Source organism: Mesorhizobium sp. M9A.F.Ca.ET.002.03.1.2 (genome assembly GCF_003952365.1).
In the GTDB taxonomy this organism is placed as follows: Bacteria; Pseudomonadota; Alphaproteobacteria; order Rhizobiales; family Rhizobiaceae; genus Mesorhizobium.
The window spans coordinates 6,284,907-6,302,221 of record NZ_CP034443.1 but is presented as its reverse complement, the minus strand read 5'-3'; the positions used below and the strand labels follow the sequence as shown (position 1 = coordinate 6,302,221).

Annotated in this window: 15 protein-coding genes and 1 pseudogene; 13 read left to right on the top strand and 3 right to left on the bottom strand. The window is 60.3% G+C overall.

The genetic code is table 11. The annotated features are described in order from the left end of the window. Positions 1-271 precede the first annotated feature (271 nt). On the bottom strand, positions 272-1,180 hold the full coding sequence (locus EJ066_RS30670; RefSeq protein WP_126043601.1) for a hydrogen peroxide-inducible genes activator: 909 nt from the start codon (positions 1,178-1,180) through the stop codon (positions 272-274). A gap of 146 nt (positions 1,181-1,326) precedes the next feature. On the opposite strand from EJ066_RS30670, the gene katG reads away from it, so the two are divergent. Continuing rightward, positions 1,327-3,522, top strand: a complete 2,196-nt coding sequence (gene katG / locus EJ066_RS30665; protein WP_126043600.1) for a catalase/peroxidase HPI — start codon at positions 1,327-1,329, stop codon at positions 3,520-3,522. 73 nt (positions 3,523-3,595) lie between these two features. Here the strand turns inward: katG and EJ066_RS30660 are convergent, their stop codons facing one another. After that, positions 3,596-4,273, bottom strand: a complete 678-nt coding sequence (locus tag EJ066_RS30660) for an aquaporin (RefSeq protein WP_126043599.1) — start codon at positions 4,271-4,273, stop codon at positions 3,596-3,598. 344 nt (positions 4,274-4,617) lie between these two features. On the opposite strand from EJ066_RS30660, the gene EJ066_RS30655 reads away from it, so the two are divergent. The 5 genes from EJ066_RS30655 to EJ066_RS30635 all read left to right on the top strand — a co-directional run bounded on the left by EJ066_RS30655 (position 4,618) and on the right by EJ066_RS30635 (position 10,320). Next, the gene (locus EJ066_RS30655; RefSeq protein WP_126043598.1) at positions 4,618-5,907 is read left to right on the top strand and encodes an RsmB/NOP family class I SAM-dependent RNA methyltransferase; all 1,290 of its coding nucleotides are present in this window, start codon (positions 4,618-4,620) and stop codon (positions 5,905-5,907) included. A 97-nt stretch (positions 5,908-6,004) separates the two neighbouring features. Further along, the gene (locus tag EJ066_RS30650) at positions 6,005-6,463 is read left to right on the top strand and encodes a PaaI family thioesterase (protein ID WP_126043597.1); all 459 of its coding nucleotides are present in this window, start codon (positions 6,005-6,007) and stop codon (positions 6,461-6,463) included. 4 nt (positions 6,464-6,467) lie between these two features. Then, complete coding sequence (locus EJ066_RS30645) at positions 6,468-7,133, top strand: 5'-methylthioadenosine/S-adenosylhomocysteine nucleosidase (protein ID WP_126043596.1); 666 nt, start codon at positions 6,468-6,470, stop codon at positions 7,131-7,133. 53 nt (positions 7,134-7,186) lie between these two features. After that, positions 7,187-8,749 carry a glutamine-hydrolyzing GMP synthase gene (gene guaA, locus EJ066_RS30640; RefSeq protein ID WP_126043595.1) on the top strand — a complete coding sequence of 521 codons (1,563 nt, stop codon included), beginning with the start codon at positions 7,187-7,189 and terminating at the stop codon, positions 8,747-8,749. A 317-nt stretch (positions 8,750-9,066) separates the two neighbouring features. Beyond that, positions 9,067-10,320 carry a site-specific integrase gene (locus tag EJ066_RS30635; RefSeq protein WP_091595769.1) on the top strand — a complete coding sequence of 418 codons (1,254 nt, stop codon included), beginning with the start codon at positions 9,067-9,069 and terminating at the stop codon, positions 10,318-10,320. Here the strand turns inward: EJ066_RS30635 and EJ066_RS30630 are convergent. Further along, positions 10,301-10,555, bottom strand: a complete 255-nt coding sequence (locus EJ066_RS30630) for an AlpA family phage regulatory protein (protein WP_091595894.1) — start codon at positions 10,553-10,555, stop codon at positions 10,301-10,303. The two genes, EJ066_RS30635 and EJ066_RS30630, sit on opposite strands and share 20 nt — an antisense overlap. A gap of 256 nt (positions 10,556-10,811) precedes the next feature. Here EJ066_RS30630 and EJ066_RS31585 point away from each other — a divergent pair, with 256 nt between their 5' ends. From EJ066_RS31585 to EJ066_RS30595, 7 genes and pseudogenes are all read left to right on the top strand, one after another. Beyond that, entirely contained in the window at positions 10,812-10,949 is a 138-nt protein-coding gene (locus EJ066_RS31585) for a hypothetical protein (RefSeq protein ID WP_164746654.1), read from the top strand. A gap of 1,245 nt (positions 10,950-12,194) precedes the next feature. After that, a pseudogene (locus EJ066_RS30620) lies at positions 12,195-12,389 on the top strand (transposase); the annotation flags it as partial. Positions 12,390-13,268: 879 nt separating this feature from the next. Next, positions 13,269-13,829, top strand: a complete 561-nt coding sequence (locus EJ066_RS30615; protein WP_091595768.1) for a hypothetical protein — start codon at positions 13,269-13,271, stop codon at positions 13,827-13,829. Between the two features lie 457 nt (positions 13,830-14,286). After that, positions 14,287-15,315, top strand: a complete 1,029-nt coding sequence (locus tag EJ066_RS30610) for a hypothetical protein (RefSeq protein ID WP_091595766.1) — start codon at positions 14,287-14,289, stop codon at positions 15,313-15,315. A gap of 2 nt (positions 15,316-15,317) precedes the next feature. Next, complete coding sequence (locus tag EJ066_RS30605) at positions 15,318-16,250, top strand: cupin-like domain-containing protein (protein WP_126043594.1); 933 nt, start codon at positions 15,318-15,320, stop codon at positions 16,248-16,250. Next, positions 16,243-16,470, top strand: coding sequence for a hypothetical protein (locus EJ066_RS30600; protein WP_091595762.1), 228 nt, complete (start codon positions 16,243-16,245; stop codon positions 16,468-16,470). The genes EJ066_RS30605 and EJ066_RS30600 overlap by 8 nt, the downstream gene beginning before the upstream one ends. 2 nt (positions 16,471-16,472) lie before the next feature. Further along, complete coding sequence (locus tag EJ066_RS30595; RefSeq protein WP_091595760.1) at positions 16,473-17,234, top strand: hypothetical protein; 762 nt, start codon at positions 16,473-16,475, stop codon at positions 17,232-17,234. Positions 17,235-17,315: the final 81 nt, after the last annotated feature.

Genomic DNA, 17,315 nt, shown 5'->3' with positions numbered 1-17,315 from the left:
CAACCCTGCAGCTTCACTCCAAGCGATTCGAATTTTTCACCGCCGAGAGCCGCCTTGCCTCCGCTCCCGAATATATGCCGATCTCGACCAGCGTAGCCGATGCGGCTCTGGCTTAATCATGGCGGCCCTTGGCGGTAGTTGGCGCGCCGGATGCGATTCGAACGGTGCACCCGACGTCCGCTTTCGCGCCAGCCGACCTGTCGGCTGGGAGTTGGTCGCCCCCTTTAGGTCGAAAGCGAACTTTGACTGGCAAGTATGCGGCACCTGCGCCTCACGCCGCCAACACCACCTCTCCCAACCCCCGAATAATCTTCGCCAGCTCGACGCATTCGTCGTGGCGAACCTTGTTGCGCCGCCATGCGAGGCAGATCGTGCGTTGCGGCATCGGCTCCTGGAACGGCACGATCTTCAGGTCTCGCATGGCGCCGGCCGGGCCTGCCGCCATTTCCGGAATGAGCGTGACGCCGAGCCCATGCGCCACCATCTGTAAGAGCGTCGTCAGGCTGGTCGCGCCGTAGCTTGCCATCGCCACCGGCCGCACGCTGCCGCAGACGGCGAGCGCCTGTTCGCGCAGGCAATGGCCTTCCTCCAGCAGCATCAGCCTTTCCAGCGCCGGGCTTTCCGGTGGAACCGGCGGCGAGGCGAAGGCGGGATCGCCGGTCGGCACGGCCAGGAAGAAGCGGTCGCGGAAGAGCTCTTCGGTGATCAGGCCGGGCTGGTCGAGGGGAAGCGCGGCGATGAAGGCGTCGAGCCGTCCCGTGGTGGTATCCTCGACCAGCGACGCGGTCACCGCTTCGCGCAGTTCGAGCTGCAAGGCCGGAAACTGCCGTTTCAGCTCCGGCAGCACATGCGGCAGGAGATAGGGCGCCACCGTCGGGATGATGCCGAGCCGGAAGCGGCCTTCCATGGCCGGGCGGCCGCGCCGGGCCGCGGTCTCGATCTCGCGTATGTCGGCAAGAATGCGCTCGATGCGCGGCAGCATGCCCAGCGCCTCGTCGGTCATCCGCACCGATTTGCCGCCGCGCTCGAACAGCCGGCAGTTGAGCCGCAGCTCCATCTCCGCGATCTGCGAGGACAGCGCCGGCTGGCTGACGCCGGCCAGCTTCGCGGCGCGGCCGAAGTGAAGCGTCTGCGCCAGCGCCTCGAAATATTGCATCTGCCGGACGGTGAGACCAATCATAAGGAAATCCTATCGCAATAAACAGGAAAGGCAATTTGTCTTTATCGGCAATGCGGCCTAGTCTGGAACCATTCCAGAGTGGCGTGGCTCATGGCCCGTCGGGAAAACCAACAAATCCCGGAAAAGTCAGCAAATCGGAGAGAACGATGGACGCAAAGACCGATGACAGCAGCGCGGGCAAGTGCCCGGTCGTGCACACAACCATTGCCAGGGCCAATCGCGACTGGTGGCCGAACCAGCTGAACGTCCAAATTCTCCACCAGCAGTCGGCCCTGTCCGATCCGATGGGCGAGGCGTTCGATTACGCCAAGGAGTTCAAAAGCCTCGACCTGAACGCCGTGATCAAGGACCTGCATGCCCTGATGACGGACTCGCAGGAGTGGTGGCCGGCCGACTTCGGCCATTACGGGCCGCTGTTCATCCGCATGGCCTGGCACAGCGCCGGCACCTATCGCATCGGCGACGGCCGCGGCGGCGCCGGAGCCGGCCAGCAACGCTTCGCGCCGCTCAACAGCTGGCCTGATAACGTCAATCTGGACAAGGCCCGCCGGCTGCTGTGGCCGATCAAGCAGAAATACGGCCGCAGGATCTCCTGGGCCGACCTGATGATCCTCACCGGCAACGTCGCGCTGGAATCGATGGGTTTCAAGACGTTCGGTTTCGCCGGCGGGCGCGCAGACGTCTGGGAGCCCGAACAGGACATCTACTGGGGGCCCGAAGGCAAGTGGCTGGCGGACGAGCGCTACAGCGGCGAACGCGATCTCCAGAACCCGCTCGCTGCCGTGCAGATGGGCCTGATCTACGTCAATCCGGAAGGGCCGAACGGCAACCCGGATCCGCTGGCCGCGGCGCGCGATATCCGCGAGACCTTCGCGCGCATGGCCATGGACGACGAGGAGACCGTCGCGCTCATCGCCGGCGGCCACACTTTCGGCAAGACCCACGGCGCCGGCGATGCCGCGCTGGTGGGCCCGGAGCCGGAAGCCGCCGGTATCGAGGAGCAGGGCCTCGGCTGGGCGAACACGTTTGGCACCGGCAAAGGCGGTGACGCGATCGGCAGCGGCCTGGAAGTGACCTGGACCACGACGCCGACGAAATGGGGCAATAACTTCTTCGACAATCTGTTCGGCTTCGAATGGGAGCTGACCAAGAGCCCGGCCGGCGCGCACCAGTGGACGCCGAAGGGCGGCGCGGGCGCGCGCACGGTGCCGGATGCGCACGACGCGGCCAAGCGTCACGCGCCATCCATGCTGACCACCGACCTCTCCCTGCGGTTCGATCCTGCCTACGAAAAGATCTCGCGGCGCTTCCATGAGAATCCGGACCAGTTCGCCGATGCCTTCGCCCGCGCGTGGTACAAGCTGACCCATCGCGACATGGGTCCGATCGTGCGCTATCTCGGCCCGCTCGTTCCCGAGGAAGAGCTGCCGTGGCAGGATCCAATCCCGGCAGTCGACCATGTACTGATCGACGAGCAGGACGTTGCCGCCCTGAAGGCGAAAATCCTCGGCTCCGGCCTTTCGGTGCCGCAACTGGTCTCAACGGCCTGGGCGTCCGCCTCGACCTTCCGTGGCTCCGACAAGCGCGGTGGCGCCAACGGAGCGCGCATTCGCCTCGCGCCGCAGAAGGACTGGGACGTCAACCAGCCGGCTCAACTGGCGACGGTGTTGGAGACGCTCCACGCGATCCGCAACGAGTTCAACGCTGCACAGTCCGGCGACAAGAAAGTCTCGCTTGCCGACCTGATCGTTCTCGGCGGCGGCGCCGCGATCGAAAAGGCCGCGAAGGCCGCCGGCAACGACGTGAAGGTTTCGTTCACGCCGGGGCGCATGGACGCGTCGCAGGAGCAGACCGACGTCGACTCCTTCGCCCCGCTCGAACCGGCCGCCGACGGTTTCCGCAACTATCTCAGCGGCAGGCAGCGCCTGTCCCCCGAGGAGGCGCTGGTGGATCGGGCGCAATTGCTGACGTTGACGGCGCCAGAGATGACGGTCCTCGTCGGCGGCCTGCGTGTTCTCGGCGCAAATGCCGGGCAGTCGAAGCACGGCGTCTTCACCAAGCGGCCTGAGACGCTGACGAACGACTTCTTCGTCAACCTGCTCGACATGGGCACGGTGTGGAAGGCGACATCGGATGCCAAGGAGGTGTTCGAAGGACGCGACCGGGCGACAGGCGAGCTCAAATGGAGCGGCACCCGTGCGGACCTCATCTTCGGTTCGCACTCTCAGCTGCGCGCTCTCGCGGAAGTCTATGCTACCGCGGATGCGAAGGAGAAGTTTGCCAAAGATTTCGTGGCGGCGTGGAACAAAGTGATGAACACCGATCGCTTCGAACTCGCCTGAGCCGGGAAAGGCCCTGTCCAAACAAAAAGGCGCGGGCTAGGCCCGCGCCTTTCTTGATTCAGGCCTTTGGCCGTCAGTCTTTCTCGAAGATGCGCGTCTTGGCGACCACGCCTGCGATCGCGCCGCCGATCAGCGGTGCGACGATGAACAGCCAGAGCTGGCCGATCGCGGCACTGCCCGAAAACAGCGCCGGGCCGATCGAGCGGGCTGGATTGAGCGATGTGCCGGTCACCGGAATGATGGCGAAGTGCAGCCCCGCCAGCGTCAGCCCGATGACCAGGCCGGCAAAGGCCGTCGCGTGGCTGCCGCTGGTGACGCCGAGGATCACCGTGACGAAGGTAAAGGTTCCGATCAATTCCCACAGGAATGCCGAGCTGACGCCCCATTTCGTCGCGTCCCAGCCATTGGCGCCGAAGCCGCCGGTATGTCCGCCGACCTGCCCGGAGACGATGATCCACAGCGCCAGCGAAGCGATGATGGCGCCGATGACCTGCGCGATCCAATAGGGGACGACATCCTTGGCCTGCATCCGGCCGGCAAGGAACACGCCGAGCGTCACCGCCGGGTTGAGATGCGCGCCCGAAATCGGGCCGATCGCATAGGCCGCCGCAATCAGGCCGATACCGAACGCAAGGCCGATGCCTTCCTGGCCCAGCGGCAACGCGCCGCCGAAGCCGCCCGTCACCACCGAAGCCGTACCGATGAACACCAGTAGAAATGTGCCCAGAACTTCCGCCAGATAAGTTTTCATTGCCCTCTCCTCGTATCGATCCGCGGCTCCGCCTTTTCTGCGACGCGAATCACAGCGGGGAGAGTATTCGCAACCGAAAAACTTGGAAAGCAGAGCGTTGCTCCAAGCGGCATGCTTGTGCGCGCCAGTTGCGCGCATTAGAGACTTGTCATGTATTGACCGAGTTGTTTGTTTTCCGCAGGCCGGCGCCCACTTGGTCGGGGCGGCTCGCGATGCATCGACGGACACTCGCCGCCTTCCGGATGGTTCGTTTCGCCATCGGGCAAACAGAACTGTTTCATTCACGGCATGAAAAGCTCTAAGAGCAGGGCCGGAATTGATTTGCTGAATAATGGAAGACAAAGATGAGACTGGGCGGACGGCTGGCGGCAGCCATCGAAGTGCTGGAGGATATCGGCCAGCGTCACCGGCCGGTGGCCGATGCGCTGAAGGACTGGGGTCTGTCGCATCGCTTTGCCGGCGGCGGCGATCGCGCGGCGATCGGCAACATCGTCTACGACGCGCTGCGCCGGAAGCGCTCGGCCGGGTTTTTGCTAGGCGAAGACACGCCGCGCGCCATCGCTTTCGGCGCTCTGCTGCTCGAATGGGGCCAGACGGCGCAGTCGCTGAACGAAGCGCTCGATGGCGACAAGTTCGCGCCGCCGCTGCTCAACGCCGACGAGTTGGAGGCGGTCGCCGATGGCAGGCTTGCCGATGCGCCGCCGGCGGTGCGCGCCGATATTCCGGATTGGTGCGAGCCGCCTTTCGAGCAGGCCTTCGGCGCCAGCTGGGTCGACGAAGGCGCGGCGCTGGCGACCCGCCCGCCGCTGGATCTGAGGGTCAACACGCTGCGGGCCGATCGCAGCAAGGTGCTCGCCGAACTGGCCGAGACCGGCGCCAGGGCTGCGCCGATCGCGCCGCACGGCATCCGCATCCCGCCGATCGTGGGTGACGGCCGGCACCCCAACGTGCAGGCCGAACCGGCCTTCCAGAAAGGCTGGTTCGAGGTTCAGGACGAAGGCTCGCAAATCGCCGCCACGCTGGCTGGCGCGGAGGCCGGGATGCAGGTCCTCGACTTTTGCGCCGGCGCCGGCGGCAAGACGCTGGCACTGTCGGCGGCGATGGACAATCGCGGCCAGGTCTTTGCTCATGATGCCGAAAAGGCGCGGCTGGCGCCGATCTTCGACCGCATCCGCCGTTCGGAAAACCGCAATGTGCAAATCGTCACCAAGCCGGCGGAACTTGAGCCGCTTTCGGGCCACATGGACATCGTCCTGGTCGATGCGCCCTGCACCGGCAGCGGCACCTGGCGGCGCCGGCCCGACGCCAAATGGCGGCTGACGCAGAAGCAGCTCGACGCCCGCAAGGGCGAGCAGTCGGCGATCCTCGACGCAGCCAAAGCCTTCGTCAAACCAGGCGGGCTGCTGGTCTACATCACCTGCTCGGTGTTCGACGAGGAGAATGGCGAGCAGGTCGCTGCCTTCCTGGATCTTAACAGCGGCTTTGTCCCGGTTGATCACCGCCAGCTCTGGAACAGCCGCTTTCCGGGCCATGAAGCGGCCGCACGTATCGGCGCCGCAGGCGGCATTTCGCTGTCGCCGGCGCTGAGCGGTACCGACGGGTTTTACGTCTGCGCGCTGCGCAAGGGTGGCTGAGCCATGCCGGCGGACCTGATTGTTGCAGTGCAGCAATAGCGATTGCCTGCCGCTCATGCCTCTGCGATAAGCTTTTCCGACAGGAGCGTGACAAGCCATGGCAGCAAAGATCGTACCCGCCCCCGACTATGAGGATCGCGTCAGGACGTCCTTCGCGCGCCAGAACGCCATGGCGACCATCGGCGCCGAGCTGACGCTGGTGACGCCCGGCATCATCGAGATCGAAATGCCCTATTCGGCAGCGCTCACCCAGCAGCACGGCTTCCTCCATGCCGGCGTCATTTCGACGGCGCTGGACTCGGCCTGCGGTTATGCCGCGTTCTCGCTGATGCCGGAAAGCTCGAGTGTGCTGACCATCGAATTCAAGGTCAATCTGCTGGCGCCGGGCAGAGGCGAACGCTTCCTGTTCCGCGGTTCGGTGACGAAGCCCGGCCGCACCATCATCGTCGCCGACGGCCAGGCCTATGCCTTCGCCGCCGATGGCGAGGCCAAACTGATAGCCACCATGACCGGGACGATGATGACCGTGGTCGGCCGCGACGGCATTCAGGGCTGACCCGATGCGCAATCTCGTCCGGATCGCAGGCAGGGATGTCCTTTTCGCCATGGCCGCTGAGGCGGAATACGGCCCGCATCTGCAGCGGCTCTTCACGCCTGTCATGACTGGGGTGGGGCCGGTCGAGGCAGGTGTTAGGCTGGGCGCGGAGCTGTCGCGGCTGAAATCTGAAAAAGCGCTGCCGGATCTCGTCGTGTCGCTCGGTTCGGCGGGCAGCCGGACACTGGAACAGACGGAAATCTACCAGGCCGTTTCGGTCGCCTACCGCGACATCGATGCCTCGCCATTGGGCTTCGAGAAGGGCGCGACGCCGTTTCTCGACCTGCCGGTGACGGTGACGCTGCCGTTCAGGATTCCTGATATAAGGGAGGCGACGCTGTCGACCGGCGCGGCGATCATTTCCGGCAGCGCCTACGATGCGATTGCCGAGGACATGGTCGACATGGAGACCTTCGCCTGCCTGCGCGCCTGCCAGTTGTTCGGCGTGCCGCTCGTCGGCCTGCGCGGCATTTCCGACGGGGCTGCCGATCTCCGGCATGTCGGCGACTGGAAGGAGTATCTCCATGTCATCGATGAGAAGCTGGCAGACGCGGTCATGCGGCTGGAACAGGCGATCGGATCCGGTGCGCTGAAATTCGATTCATCGCATGAAGACGCGCAATCGCATTGAGAGACGCCTCGCGACCCATTGCGCCGACTCATTTCTTTCTTTAAACGCTCGCCATGAAGACAGCCAATCATCCAGACACCGTCCTGATTGTCGATTTCGGCAGCCAGTTCACGCAGCTCATCGCCAGGCGCATCCGCGAGGCCGGCGTCTTTTCCGAGATCGTGCCGTTCCAGTCGGCCGAAGCGGCGTTCAAGCGCATCAACCCCAAGGCGGTGATCCTGTCCGGCGGCCCGGCCTCGACCAGCGACATCGGCAGCCCGCGCGCGCCGCAGATCGTTTTCGACGCCGGCGTGCCGGTGCTTGGCATTTGCTATGGCCAGATGGCGATGTGCGTGCAGATGGGCGGCGTCGCCGAAAGCTCCGACCATCGCGAATTCGGCCGTGCCTTCGTCGAGATCGAGAAGGACAGCCCGCTGTTCGAGGGCCTGTGGGCGCCCGGTCAGCGCCATCAGGTGTGGATGAGCCACGGCGATCGCGTCATCTCCTTGCCCGAGGGGTTCGAGGTGTTCGGAAAATCGGAAGGCTCGCCCTTCGCCATCTTCGGCGATGTCGAGCGCAAGATGTACGGCATCATGTTCCACCCCGAAGTCGTGCACACGCCGGACGGCGCCCGGCTGCTGCGGAACTTCGTCCACAACATCGCCGGCATCGAAGGCGACTGGACCATGCGCGCCTACCGCGAGCATGCGGTCGAGACGATCCGCAGACAGGTCGGCAAGGGCAAGGTCATCTGCGCGCTGTCGGGCGGCGTCGATTCCTCGGTCGCCGCGCTGCTGATCCATGAGGCGGTCGGCGACCAGCTCACCTGCATCCTTGTCGACCACGGGCTGATGCGCAAGGACGAGGCGGCAGGCGTGGTCGAAATGTTTCGCCAGCACTACAATCTGCCGCTCATCCTGGTCGATGCTTCGGACCGTTTTATTGGCGCGCTGGAAGGCGAATCGGACCCGGAAAAGAAGCGCAAGACCATCGGCCGGCTGTTCATCGAGGTGTTCGAGGAAGAGGCCAAGAAGCTTGGCGGCGCCGATTTCCTGGCACAGGGCACGCTCTATCCCGATGTCATCGAAAGCGTCTCCTTCACCGGCGGCCCCTCGGTGACGATCAAGTCGCACCACAATGTCGGCGGCCTGCCCGAGCGCATGAACATGCAGCTGGTCGAGCCGCTGCGCGAACTGTTCAAGGACGAGGTGAGGGCGCTCGGCAAGGAACTCGGCCTGCCTGAGAGCTTCATCGGCCGGCATCCGTTTCCCGGTCCCGGTCTCGCCATCCGCTGCCCTGGCGGCATCACCCGTGAGAAACTGCAGATCCTGCGCGAGGCCGACGCCATCTATCTCGACGAGATCCGCAAGGCCGGCCTCTACGACGCCATCTGGCAGGCCTTCGCCGTGCTGCTGCCGGTGCAGACCGTCGGCGTGATGGGTGATGGCCGCACCTATGAATTCGTCTGCGCGCTGCGCGCCGTCACCTCGGTCGACGGCATGACGGCGGACTTCTACCACTACGACATGGCGTTCCTGGGCACTGCTGCCACCCGCATCATCAACGAAGTGCGCGGCATCAACCGCGTCGTCTACGACGTGACGAGCAAGCCGCCGGGCACAATCGAGTGGGAATAAAGGTGCATCATTAGCTAGCTTTCGGTAAGTATCGATCAGAGTTGTATAAGCCTCTGAAATAAGTGTGTTTTCCTTACTGCATCTATCGCCATCTATCGCCTGGAAGCGGAATCATTTGGCGGTAAATTTGACGGCATGCGTTTCAGCGTTCTCTTTCCTGCCATGCAATACCGTCGTCCCGCCGATTGCAAGCGCACTCACTTCTTGCCCATCAAAGCATTGAAATACAATGATCGTTCCTAACAGTTGACGGTAAAATTAATGACGGTAAAATTGGCGGCCGAGAAACCCAAGTTGTGATCCGATCCTCTGTCATTATGTTAACAGATATTGCCCTTAAGCGGCTGAAACCGAAAGACAAAATGTACAAAGTTGCCGACCGTGACGGTATGTACGCTGCGGTGTCTCCGACTGGGCAGATTGCGTTTCGGTACGACTACCGGACCAATGGTCGGAGAGAGACTGTGACGCTGGGCCGATATGGGAACGGAGGTCTCACGCTGGCAGAGGCACGCGACCGCTGCCTTGCCGCGCGAAAAATGGTGGCAGCCGGAAAGTCGCCGGCGCAAGAAAAGCAGCGCGAGAAGCGTCGCCTGTCAGGCACGGCGAGCTTCGGGGATCAAGGCAAGCGCTGGTTAAAGGAAGCGAAGATGGCGGATAGCACCCGCTCGATGCGCAAGGCTATTTTCGATCGCGACATTTTGCCGATTTGGGAAAAAAGACTCCTAACCGAAATAACACCTGACGACTTGCGGGCGCTCTGCGCAAAGGTGAGGGATCGTGGTGCGCCGGCAACCGCCGTCCATATCCGCGATGTCGTGAAGCAGATCTATAGCTACGCCATTCTGCACGGCGAGAAGATCGCCAACCCTGCGGACGAGGTGGGACCAGCCTCAATTGCCACGTTCGAGGCGAAAGACCGCGCTCTGTCGCCTGCAGAAATCCGGATAATGCTGAAAGAGTTGGAAAACGTGCCGACGCTGCCGACGATTCGGGTCGGCCTAAAGTTCATCCTGCTCACGATGGTCCGAAAGAGTGAACTACTCGAGGCGACTTGGGACGAGGTCGATTTCGAGAACGCCGTCTGGAGCATCCCAAAAGAGCGAATGAAGCGGAAGAAGCCGCATAACGTCTACCTGTCACAGCAATCCCTCGATATCATGATCGCGCTCAAGACTTGTGCGGCGAACTCCCGATATGTGCTGCCGTCCCGCTACGATGCCGATGAGCCCATGTCGCGCGCGACGTTCAATCGGGTAACCGCGGCGATTGTCGAGCGGGCAAAGCAGCAAGACTTTCCGCTCGCGCCTTTCACAGTGCACGACCTTCGGCGCACCGGCTCAACACTCCTGAACGAGATCGGATTTAATCGCGACTGGATTGAGAAATGCCTTGCCCACGACGACAGGCGGTCCTCTCGAGGTGTCTACAACAGAGCTGAATATGAGCCGCAGCGTCGTCATATGCTGCAGGAATGGGCGGACATGGTCGATGCGTGGGCGGCAGGCAAAAAGCACACGCCCAGACTCCAGCCGCCTGCAGAGGCAGCGGTTATCCTTGATCCGATTTGACGGGTCTTGCCTTTCGTAGTCTTACGTCAGGCGCAGGCTTGGTCTTGATTTTTCCGACAGATGACGCATTCCGCCGCTCCTCGATCCACGCTTCGACTTCTGCCAAGTCCCAAACAACACAGCGGGCGGTGAGATTGAAGCGTCGTGGGAACTCGCCACGCTGTTCCATCTCATAGACGGTCGTATCAGACAGGGGAACGATTTCTCGCAGCTGCGACCGGCGAACAGTTCGCACTACTCGACGCGACGCGATGTGTGGTAGAACCAGAAGTGGATCCGGCTGCCCAATTTCGATGCCCTTGAATTTATCGACCTCGGAAGACTGCTGCCGTTTGACCATTTGCGTGACCGGGATGGATTGCCTTACTGGCCAACAATCGCGCAACTTTTCGAGGTTTCGTACAGCCCTCAATTGCGACCACGTATCCTCGCCTACTGACGTGAAGACTCAAGGGCATTTCACTGCGGATTATGTCAGGACCGCACCACCAATGGGATCCATCGAGCAGGCGCTGCATAAGGTCCGACAGGCGATCCTTGCTGCAGGCTTCTCGATGCTCGAATATCTCAAGCTGCGCGCTGACAATGACCTTGCGCCAATTGACGCGTTAATCGGCCGGCGCGGCTAGATCGCGGCGGAGGCGAAGCGCCGCGAGATCACGCTCACAGCCGAGGACGCGAAGCGCCGCCGGCTTCGCAGTTACGCCGTCGCCGATCTCACCAATCATGAGAGATTGCCGACATGGACAGCGAGACTTGGTCTTTGGTTAAACGGCAGCAGGCTCGGCGGTCGCAACGGCTACCTTGTCAAATACTGTGATGAGAAACGTTGCATCGCCAACATCTTCATCGAAGATGTGCTCGCATATTTCGAATTCCTGCGTGCCTTAGCGTGGCTGATCACGGAGGACGGCAGAACAGCCGATGCCGACCGACAAAAGGTGAAAGGCAATGAAGGCGAGCATAGTTCCTGCTCCGCTTGGTTGTTTGCGGAACCGGACCGAGTGTTGGAAAATGAAAGTTGGGGACAGTGCTCTCCGGCAGTTGATTGCAGACGCATCACAATGCGTATTACTCCGACTCAACCGCGCGGGGAAAACCAATGGCGAAGAAACCCAATGAGACTACGAGCAAGAAAGTTGCTTCGACGGCATCCAAGTTGCTTCGTTCTAACAGCTCCTCAAAGGCAGTCAAATCGGTCGCGGGATCCGCTCTTACGCAAAGGGTGAAAAAAAAGAAATAGCGCCGGTTTGACAGACATGAAGCAGTTTTGGCCTCATTCAGAAGAGCGCCAAGGAGTTTGGTTTCCGGCGAACTGGTTGTGTCCGAAAAGGTGGACTGCACGTTGGCGTCGACGCCATCCACAAACTGGAGAGCGCAGAGATTGGCGTTTTGGTTTGCCTTGATCCACCAACGGCACCGATGCTGAGAGAGGCTGCATCCGAGGGTGAGGTCGGCCCGCGCTCAAAGCAAGTTCCTAAAGTCCAGATTTAGAAGACGCCCGTCGAACGCCTGGGGGATGATAGATCTTCCGGAAGTAGGAAGACAGCCGGCTGTTTCGCCACAAAAGCTTGGCCGCAAGCGGGTTGAGGGTCAAACGGAAATGATGTTTCCAATGTCTTCAAACAGCAGAATGTCGAAGGGCCAAAACGCAAGGGAAATGGGCCCATCCGGACGGTCGACATCGAAGTGACCCGCGGACCATAGCCGAAAACAAAATAGCCTTTAAGGGCCCGCTCGACTGAATCCAGGAGCGGGCTTTTCTAATTCAGGGCGGGGTTCGAACCCACGAGACCGATGAAGGTCCACCTCCTTATCAGGGATGCGCAATCGACCGCTCTGCCACCTATCCACAACGTTGGTTCGATTGATCGATCTTCAAGCCCCGAGACATTCTCGGTGCGAATACGGCGGACTTTTGCCGCAAGCACGGCATTTCGGCAGCGACCTTCTATAAGTTCAAGGCGAAGTTTGGCGGGATGGAATTGTCCGACGCCCGTCCCCTGACGGCGCTGGAGGACGAGAACGCGCGGCTCAAGAAGCTGCCGGCGGAGCGGATGCTCGACAATGGATCTTGAAGGATGCTGCCGCAAAAATGTATGGTCCGCCCCGGGCAAGGTGTCGCGAGATCGCGAATGACCTATGGAAGGGCCGATACCCTCGAAGAGCGGCTTGGGTTGAAGCCGCTGGTTGGCCAGCGCATTGCGCCGATCATCATCTTCGCCGCCAGCATCGAACATCACCTGGAGCGGCGTTGTGGAAGCTCAAGGGCGTCAATCCAAAGGGCATTCGACCCGAGACCGACGCGAAGATGATCTCTGATTTGATCGGGATGCTTGAAACATTCGCGTCAACCGCTGCCAGCGGGAGACGAGCGCACCCTTCTTCAGACATGGTCCAATGCGGCCAGTCTTGCATTTGCGATCAGGAATGACATCGCTCATGGCGTGCCACCAACTTGGGCGAGAACGCGCAAGAGACCGTCCAGCGACTATTGGGCCGACGATCACTCTCTCGATCTCGTTCGTCACGCCTTCGCGGTTCTACTGCGCGTCACTGTTGGCGTTTCGACAGAGAAGATGCCGTTGATCGAGCTTGCGAACCCATCTTTGCTACGTGCCCTCCGCCGCGAATTATTCTGAGCGAGATGGCCTGCAAAGACTATAATCCGACCTTCAGAAATACTAAATCGGCAGCGATGGCTTCCTATTTCCCCGCGAGCGCTACACTGGTCACTTCAAGAATGGCGGCACCGTACCGCGGGCGCGCAGGCCAGGATGTCCAGTTCGACGTCACGGAAGGCCAATCGAAGACACGATCGAGGCATTCAACAATCTTGGATTTAACGATCGCACGATGACGATCAATCGTACGGCTACTCGGGCTATATCGCTCGAACTTGGACCGATTGCCCTTGGCCGCTTCCAGGTCGCATTGGTTTCGAGGTTGTGCCGGCATTCAACGAAGCTTTCTACGGCGCGCTCCACGTCGATCATATCGATCACAGCTGGAATGAGAATGACGGCCTCGCTTTTCGCATTCAAAATACACTTGGCCTTGCCGGCTTAGTGGTCGGCGGCAAAGTAGAGTTCTGCAAGATAAGCGGCACCATTCCAATCGGCGGCGCGCTGGTTACCTTGGGCGCGAAGTCGGCGACGGGGTCGACATCGCTTGATACGCCCAATGGCGACAGCACAACCTACCATGTGCGGCTCACGCAGCCGATCTACATGCTCGCCCATGTCGTCACGCCGGTGTTTTCAGGTACGGTCCCCCTGTGGTTCAAGTTGGAACTGACCAAGGGCAAGATCCCTACAACGCTGGGACAGAAGGGGTCGATCCAGATCACACCGACAGGACAGCGCCGTGACTACGTCCTTGTCGTTAGGCTCGATCAGGCCGCCTTTCTCCCGCAAGGGCTGACCGCGTCGGGCAAAGTCGACGTTAATTGGCAGGCACCGACCACGCTGCCGCCGACCGCGGCCGGCATCACGATGCCGCACCAGTAGCGAATTTCTCGCTGTAGCCGGGTTTGAGCGCAGCAAGCGATCTATTCGTCGCACTGCAATCGGCCTATGGCGAACTGAGTGCGAGGCCCTTTTGGAGGGCTTTTCCGTGTTGGCCGAAACGGTAGCTTTGGGTCAGGTCACGACTATGCCTAGCGGGGTGCCTCAACGTTCGTTTCCGACTATTTGTGCCTTAAAACTGCCAACCTGCAACGGCCCAACGCCGCCTGGCAGCTTTTGCGCCTCGTGTCGGCCATAGAGGCGAACTTTACCTCTGCCCGGAAGCAGACATTTCGGTTGACAACGCGCGCCGTCGCGGTCGCGCCATGAACAGGCATGGAATGTGGGTTCAACTGAAATGGATAGCTGGAGACTAGTATTGGCAAAAGTGCTTGCATCGCGGTGCGAACTGACGCTCTCTATTAGCTTAAGGTAAGATCAATTAGCTAAACCTAGTGCCATGGGCGATACTGACATCAACGCCGCTTTCGCGGGGGTGGACATAGCGCGATTTGCCCCGAGGGGGCATGAGCGTTTTGATGGTCCTATTCGAACGTTCTCAGACGCAGATGGGACAACTCTCTCAGCAATATCGGATCGAACGTTTCTTAGGTGGATAATCAGAGAACTCGGCGATCTGAGGGGGAAGCGCATATACGAAATTGGAACAGGAACTGGTTATCTGGTGTCAGTACTCTCCTTGCTAGCCGGCAGGGAAGGAGACGTCCCACTGATATTTGGTTGCGAGATTATTCCCGACCTCTTCGATCAATCACAGCGCGCCCTCATCGGCACTTCTGGTGTGCGCGTGCAATTAGGTGATTGGGTCGATCGACTACCCGAGCTGGGTCTCTTCGACGTCATAATAGCCACTTCTGCGTTTCGTGGCATCCCGCGACTGCTTCGCGAGGCGTTGCGGGTGCCGGGAGGCATGCTCGCTATGCCTGTAGCGATTCCGGGTGGCGGGGACTGCTTTACGATCTTCCTAGCAACCGAGAAAGGACTACTCACGGTCGGCGCTAGGATGTCCGTGTCCGTCCCTACAACCGGTTCCATTGCAGATGAGGACACATGGTACATCCCGCTTGAAAAGCTTATTGATCCGCGACCGAAGTCCTTCTTGCATATTGAAAAGGGCCGAGGCTTTGGTCACCCTGTTTTGGATTCTTTGGCATTCCGGAGCTACCTTTTTGGCGCTGAACCGAATTTCCGCGCTGTGAACCTAGGCGTCGAGCGTACATTCGACCTCACACACTACTCTTTCGGTCTCATCGATAGCGAGCGCCGCTCGGGCGCGCTTTATCACGGCCGCGACATAGTCGTGTTCGGTGATCTGGGCCTCGAATTTGCCGGCACCTTGGCAGCCCATCGGGAACGATGGCAAGCAAATGGGCAGTCGGATCTTAGCCGAGTGCACTATCATATCCCTTGGACCGCGTTCGATGCTGACCAGTTGCCAAGCGGATATGTTGCTGCCCTTGGAGGCTGAGGATGTTGCAGACGGCTCCTCCAGACTTGTCATACGTTTGTCCCGATGTGAGATTTCGGGAAATAGGTTGCATCCCCATCATCGGAATGAAGTGCGCAGCAGAGCTGATGGAAACTCCCTGGGTGTCGCGAGACGTTTCCGCTCTGGATGAACTTGCTGCCCTCCTCACACCCCAGCGTATCGCGGCACGGCATGGGACGCGCTTGGTCACGCTCGAGCATAAGGAACGATGGCGGAACCTCCGGGCGCAACAGAGATTGGGCGATTATCTCGCTGGTCTCGACACAACTGAATTTTATCTCAGGCAGAGTGACGCGTCCTTCGTCGACATCGCGCATCGATTGCCTGTTTCACCTCGATCACGCGAGCCGGCATACTTCGACAACATATGGATCGGTCCGCCAGGAACGGTGCAAACCTTTCATCAAGATAACCACAACGACTACGTCACGAACCATAATTACTTCATTCAGTTGTTTGGGTGGAAATATGTTGCAGTCTGCCACCCACGGGATACCTTCGCGCTCACGGACGGCGCCACAGTGCGAGGGCACCATTGCGATGCCTCGCCGACGGACCCCAATGTCTGGCAACGCGTGCCGTCGTTACGTCATGCAATCGTCGGTCCATGCGACCTCCTGCATATCCCTCCCAGTTACTGGCATTACGTCCAATCCCTCTCAGTTAGCATTTCGGTGTCGCGTTGGTGGTTCGATAACCACTTGGCAGAGATCATTTACAGCGTTGGGCAAGAGCGTTGGGAGCGTCCTGCAATCGTTGTGGCGGATACTAGGACATTCTTGGCTGACCTTGAAGAGTTTGGCGGCGCTTCTGCTTTGAAGCGTGTCCTTTTGCAATTGGCTCCCATCGCAAGATTTGCAATTATAACGGCGTTCAGTGAATTCTATGGCAAAGGAGTTTTCGACTATGTCTGAAGCACCGCTTTCCTTCGAACTGAGTGAAGATCAAGCTAAGGCCCTCAGGTCCCTCGCTGGAGGTAAAGGCATACGCATTTCCGGTTATGTCGATGGGACAACCCTGAAGGTCGACAACATTGCCATCAACGCAGGGATAATCGGTATCAGCAGTTCACCCTTCAAGGACGGCATGGCCCCTTTTATCGCTTGCAATGGCCCGCTCGAAGTTGAAAAATGACAATGGACTACGTCGCGCGTTTTGTTGAAACTGCCCTTGACGAACAAGGCGACATAGCAACGCGCGACTACCTTCGGCTGTTTGGCGACGCTGTTGCACGTCACGTGCCGCCATACTTCCTCGCCGACTACGGCAACAGTTTTAGGTCGCATATTGAGAACCCGGTATGGGTGCTGCAGTCGCTTGTCTCGAATGCGATCAAAGAGGGCGAGGGTTCCCGCGACTTAGCGAAGATTGCCAACGCTTGCACAAGTGCCGGGCTTGTTGACGATCTGAGCCAGCATGTCGAGGATGAGGCAGGTCATTGCCGAATGTACCTTCGTCTCGCCGATCTGGTATTTCCAGACGCATTGCCAGATAATGTGCGCGGGGCCGTTGAGACCCAGTTTCCCCCCATGCAGCACAGCCAGGTCGAGGCCGCTAGCCTCGAAACCTGGAGGGTGCTCGACTATTTGATTCAGGTGAACCTCGGTGAGGTGAGGACCCGCATTCACCAGAAGTTGTTGGAGCCCGTGCTCGAGGCATATTGCCCGCACCGTAACCTAGACATGCTGGGTCGAACGCTATGCAAGTTAAGTGGCGACGAGTGTAGCCACATCCGCTACACTGCAAGACGCATCGGAGAACTGTCCAAAGAATTTGCCTCGACTCGGGTTGAAGAACTCTTTTGGCAGAGATTGCTACAGTTCACCGCATACACAGAGCGCGAATTGGGTAGCCAGAGGGCTGGAGGGTTTGCGACGTCCCTAGTTAGGGATCGGTGATTGCTCCGTGGGGATCGTGTTGGCAGGCACGCTCTTATTCAGGTCGCCTTCGCCGTTGACCCGCGCCGTTAGATCTGTCGA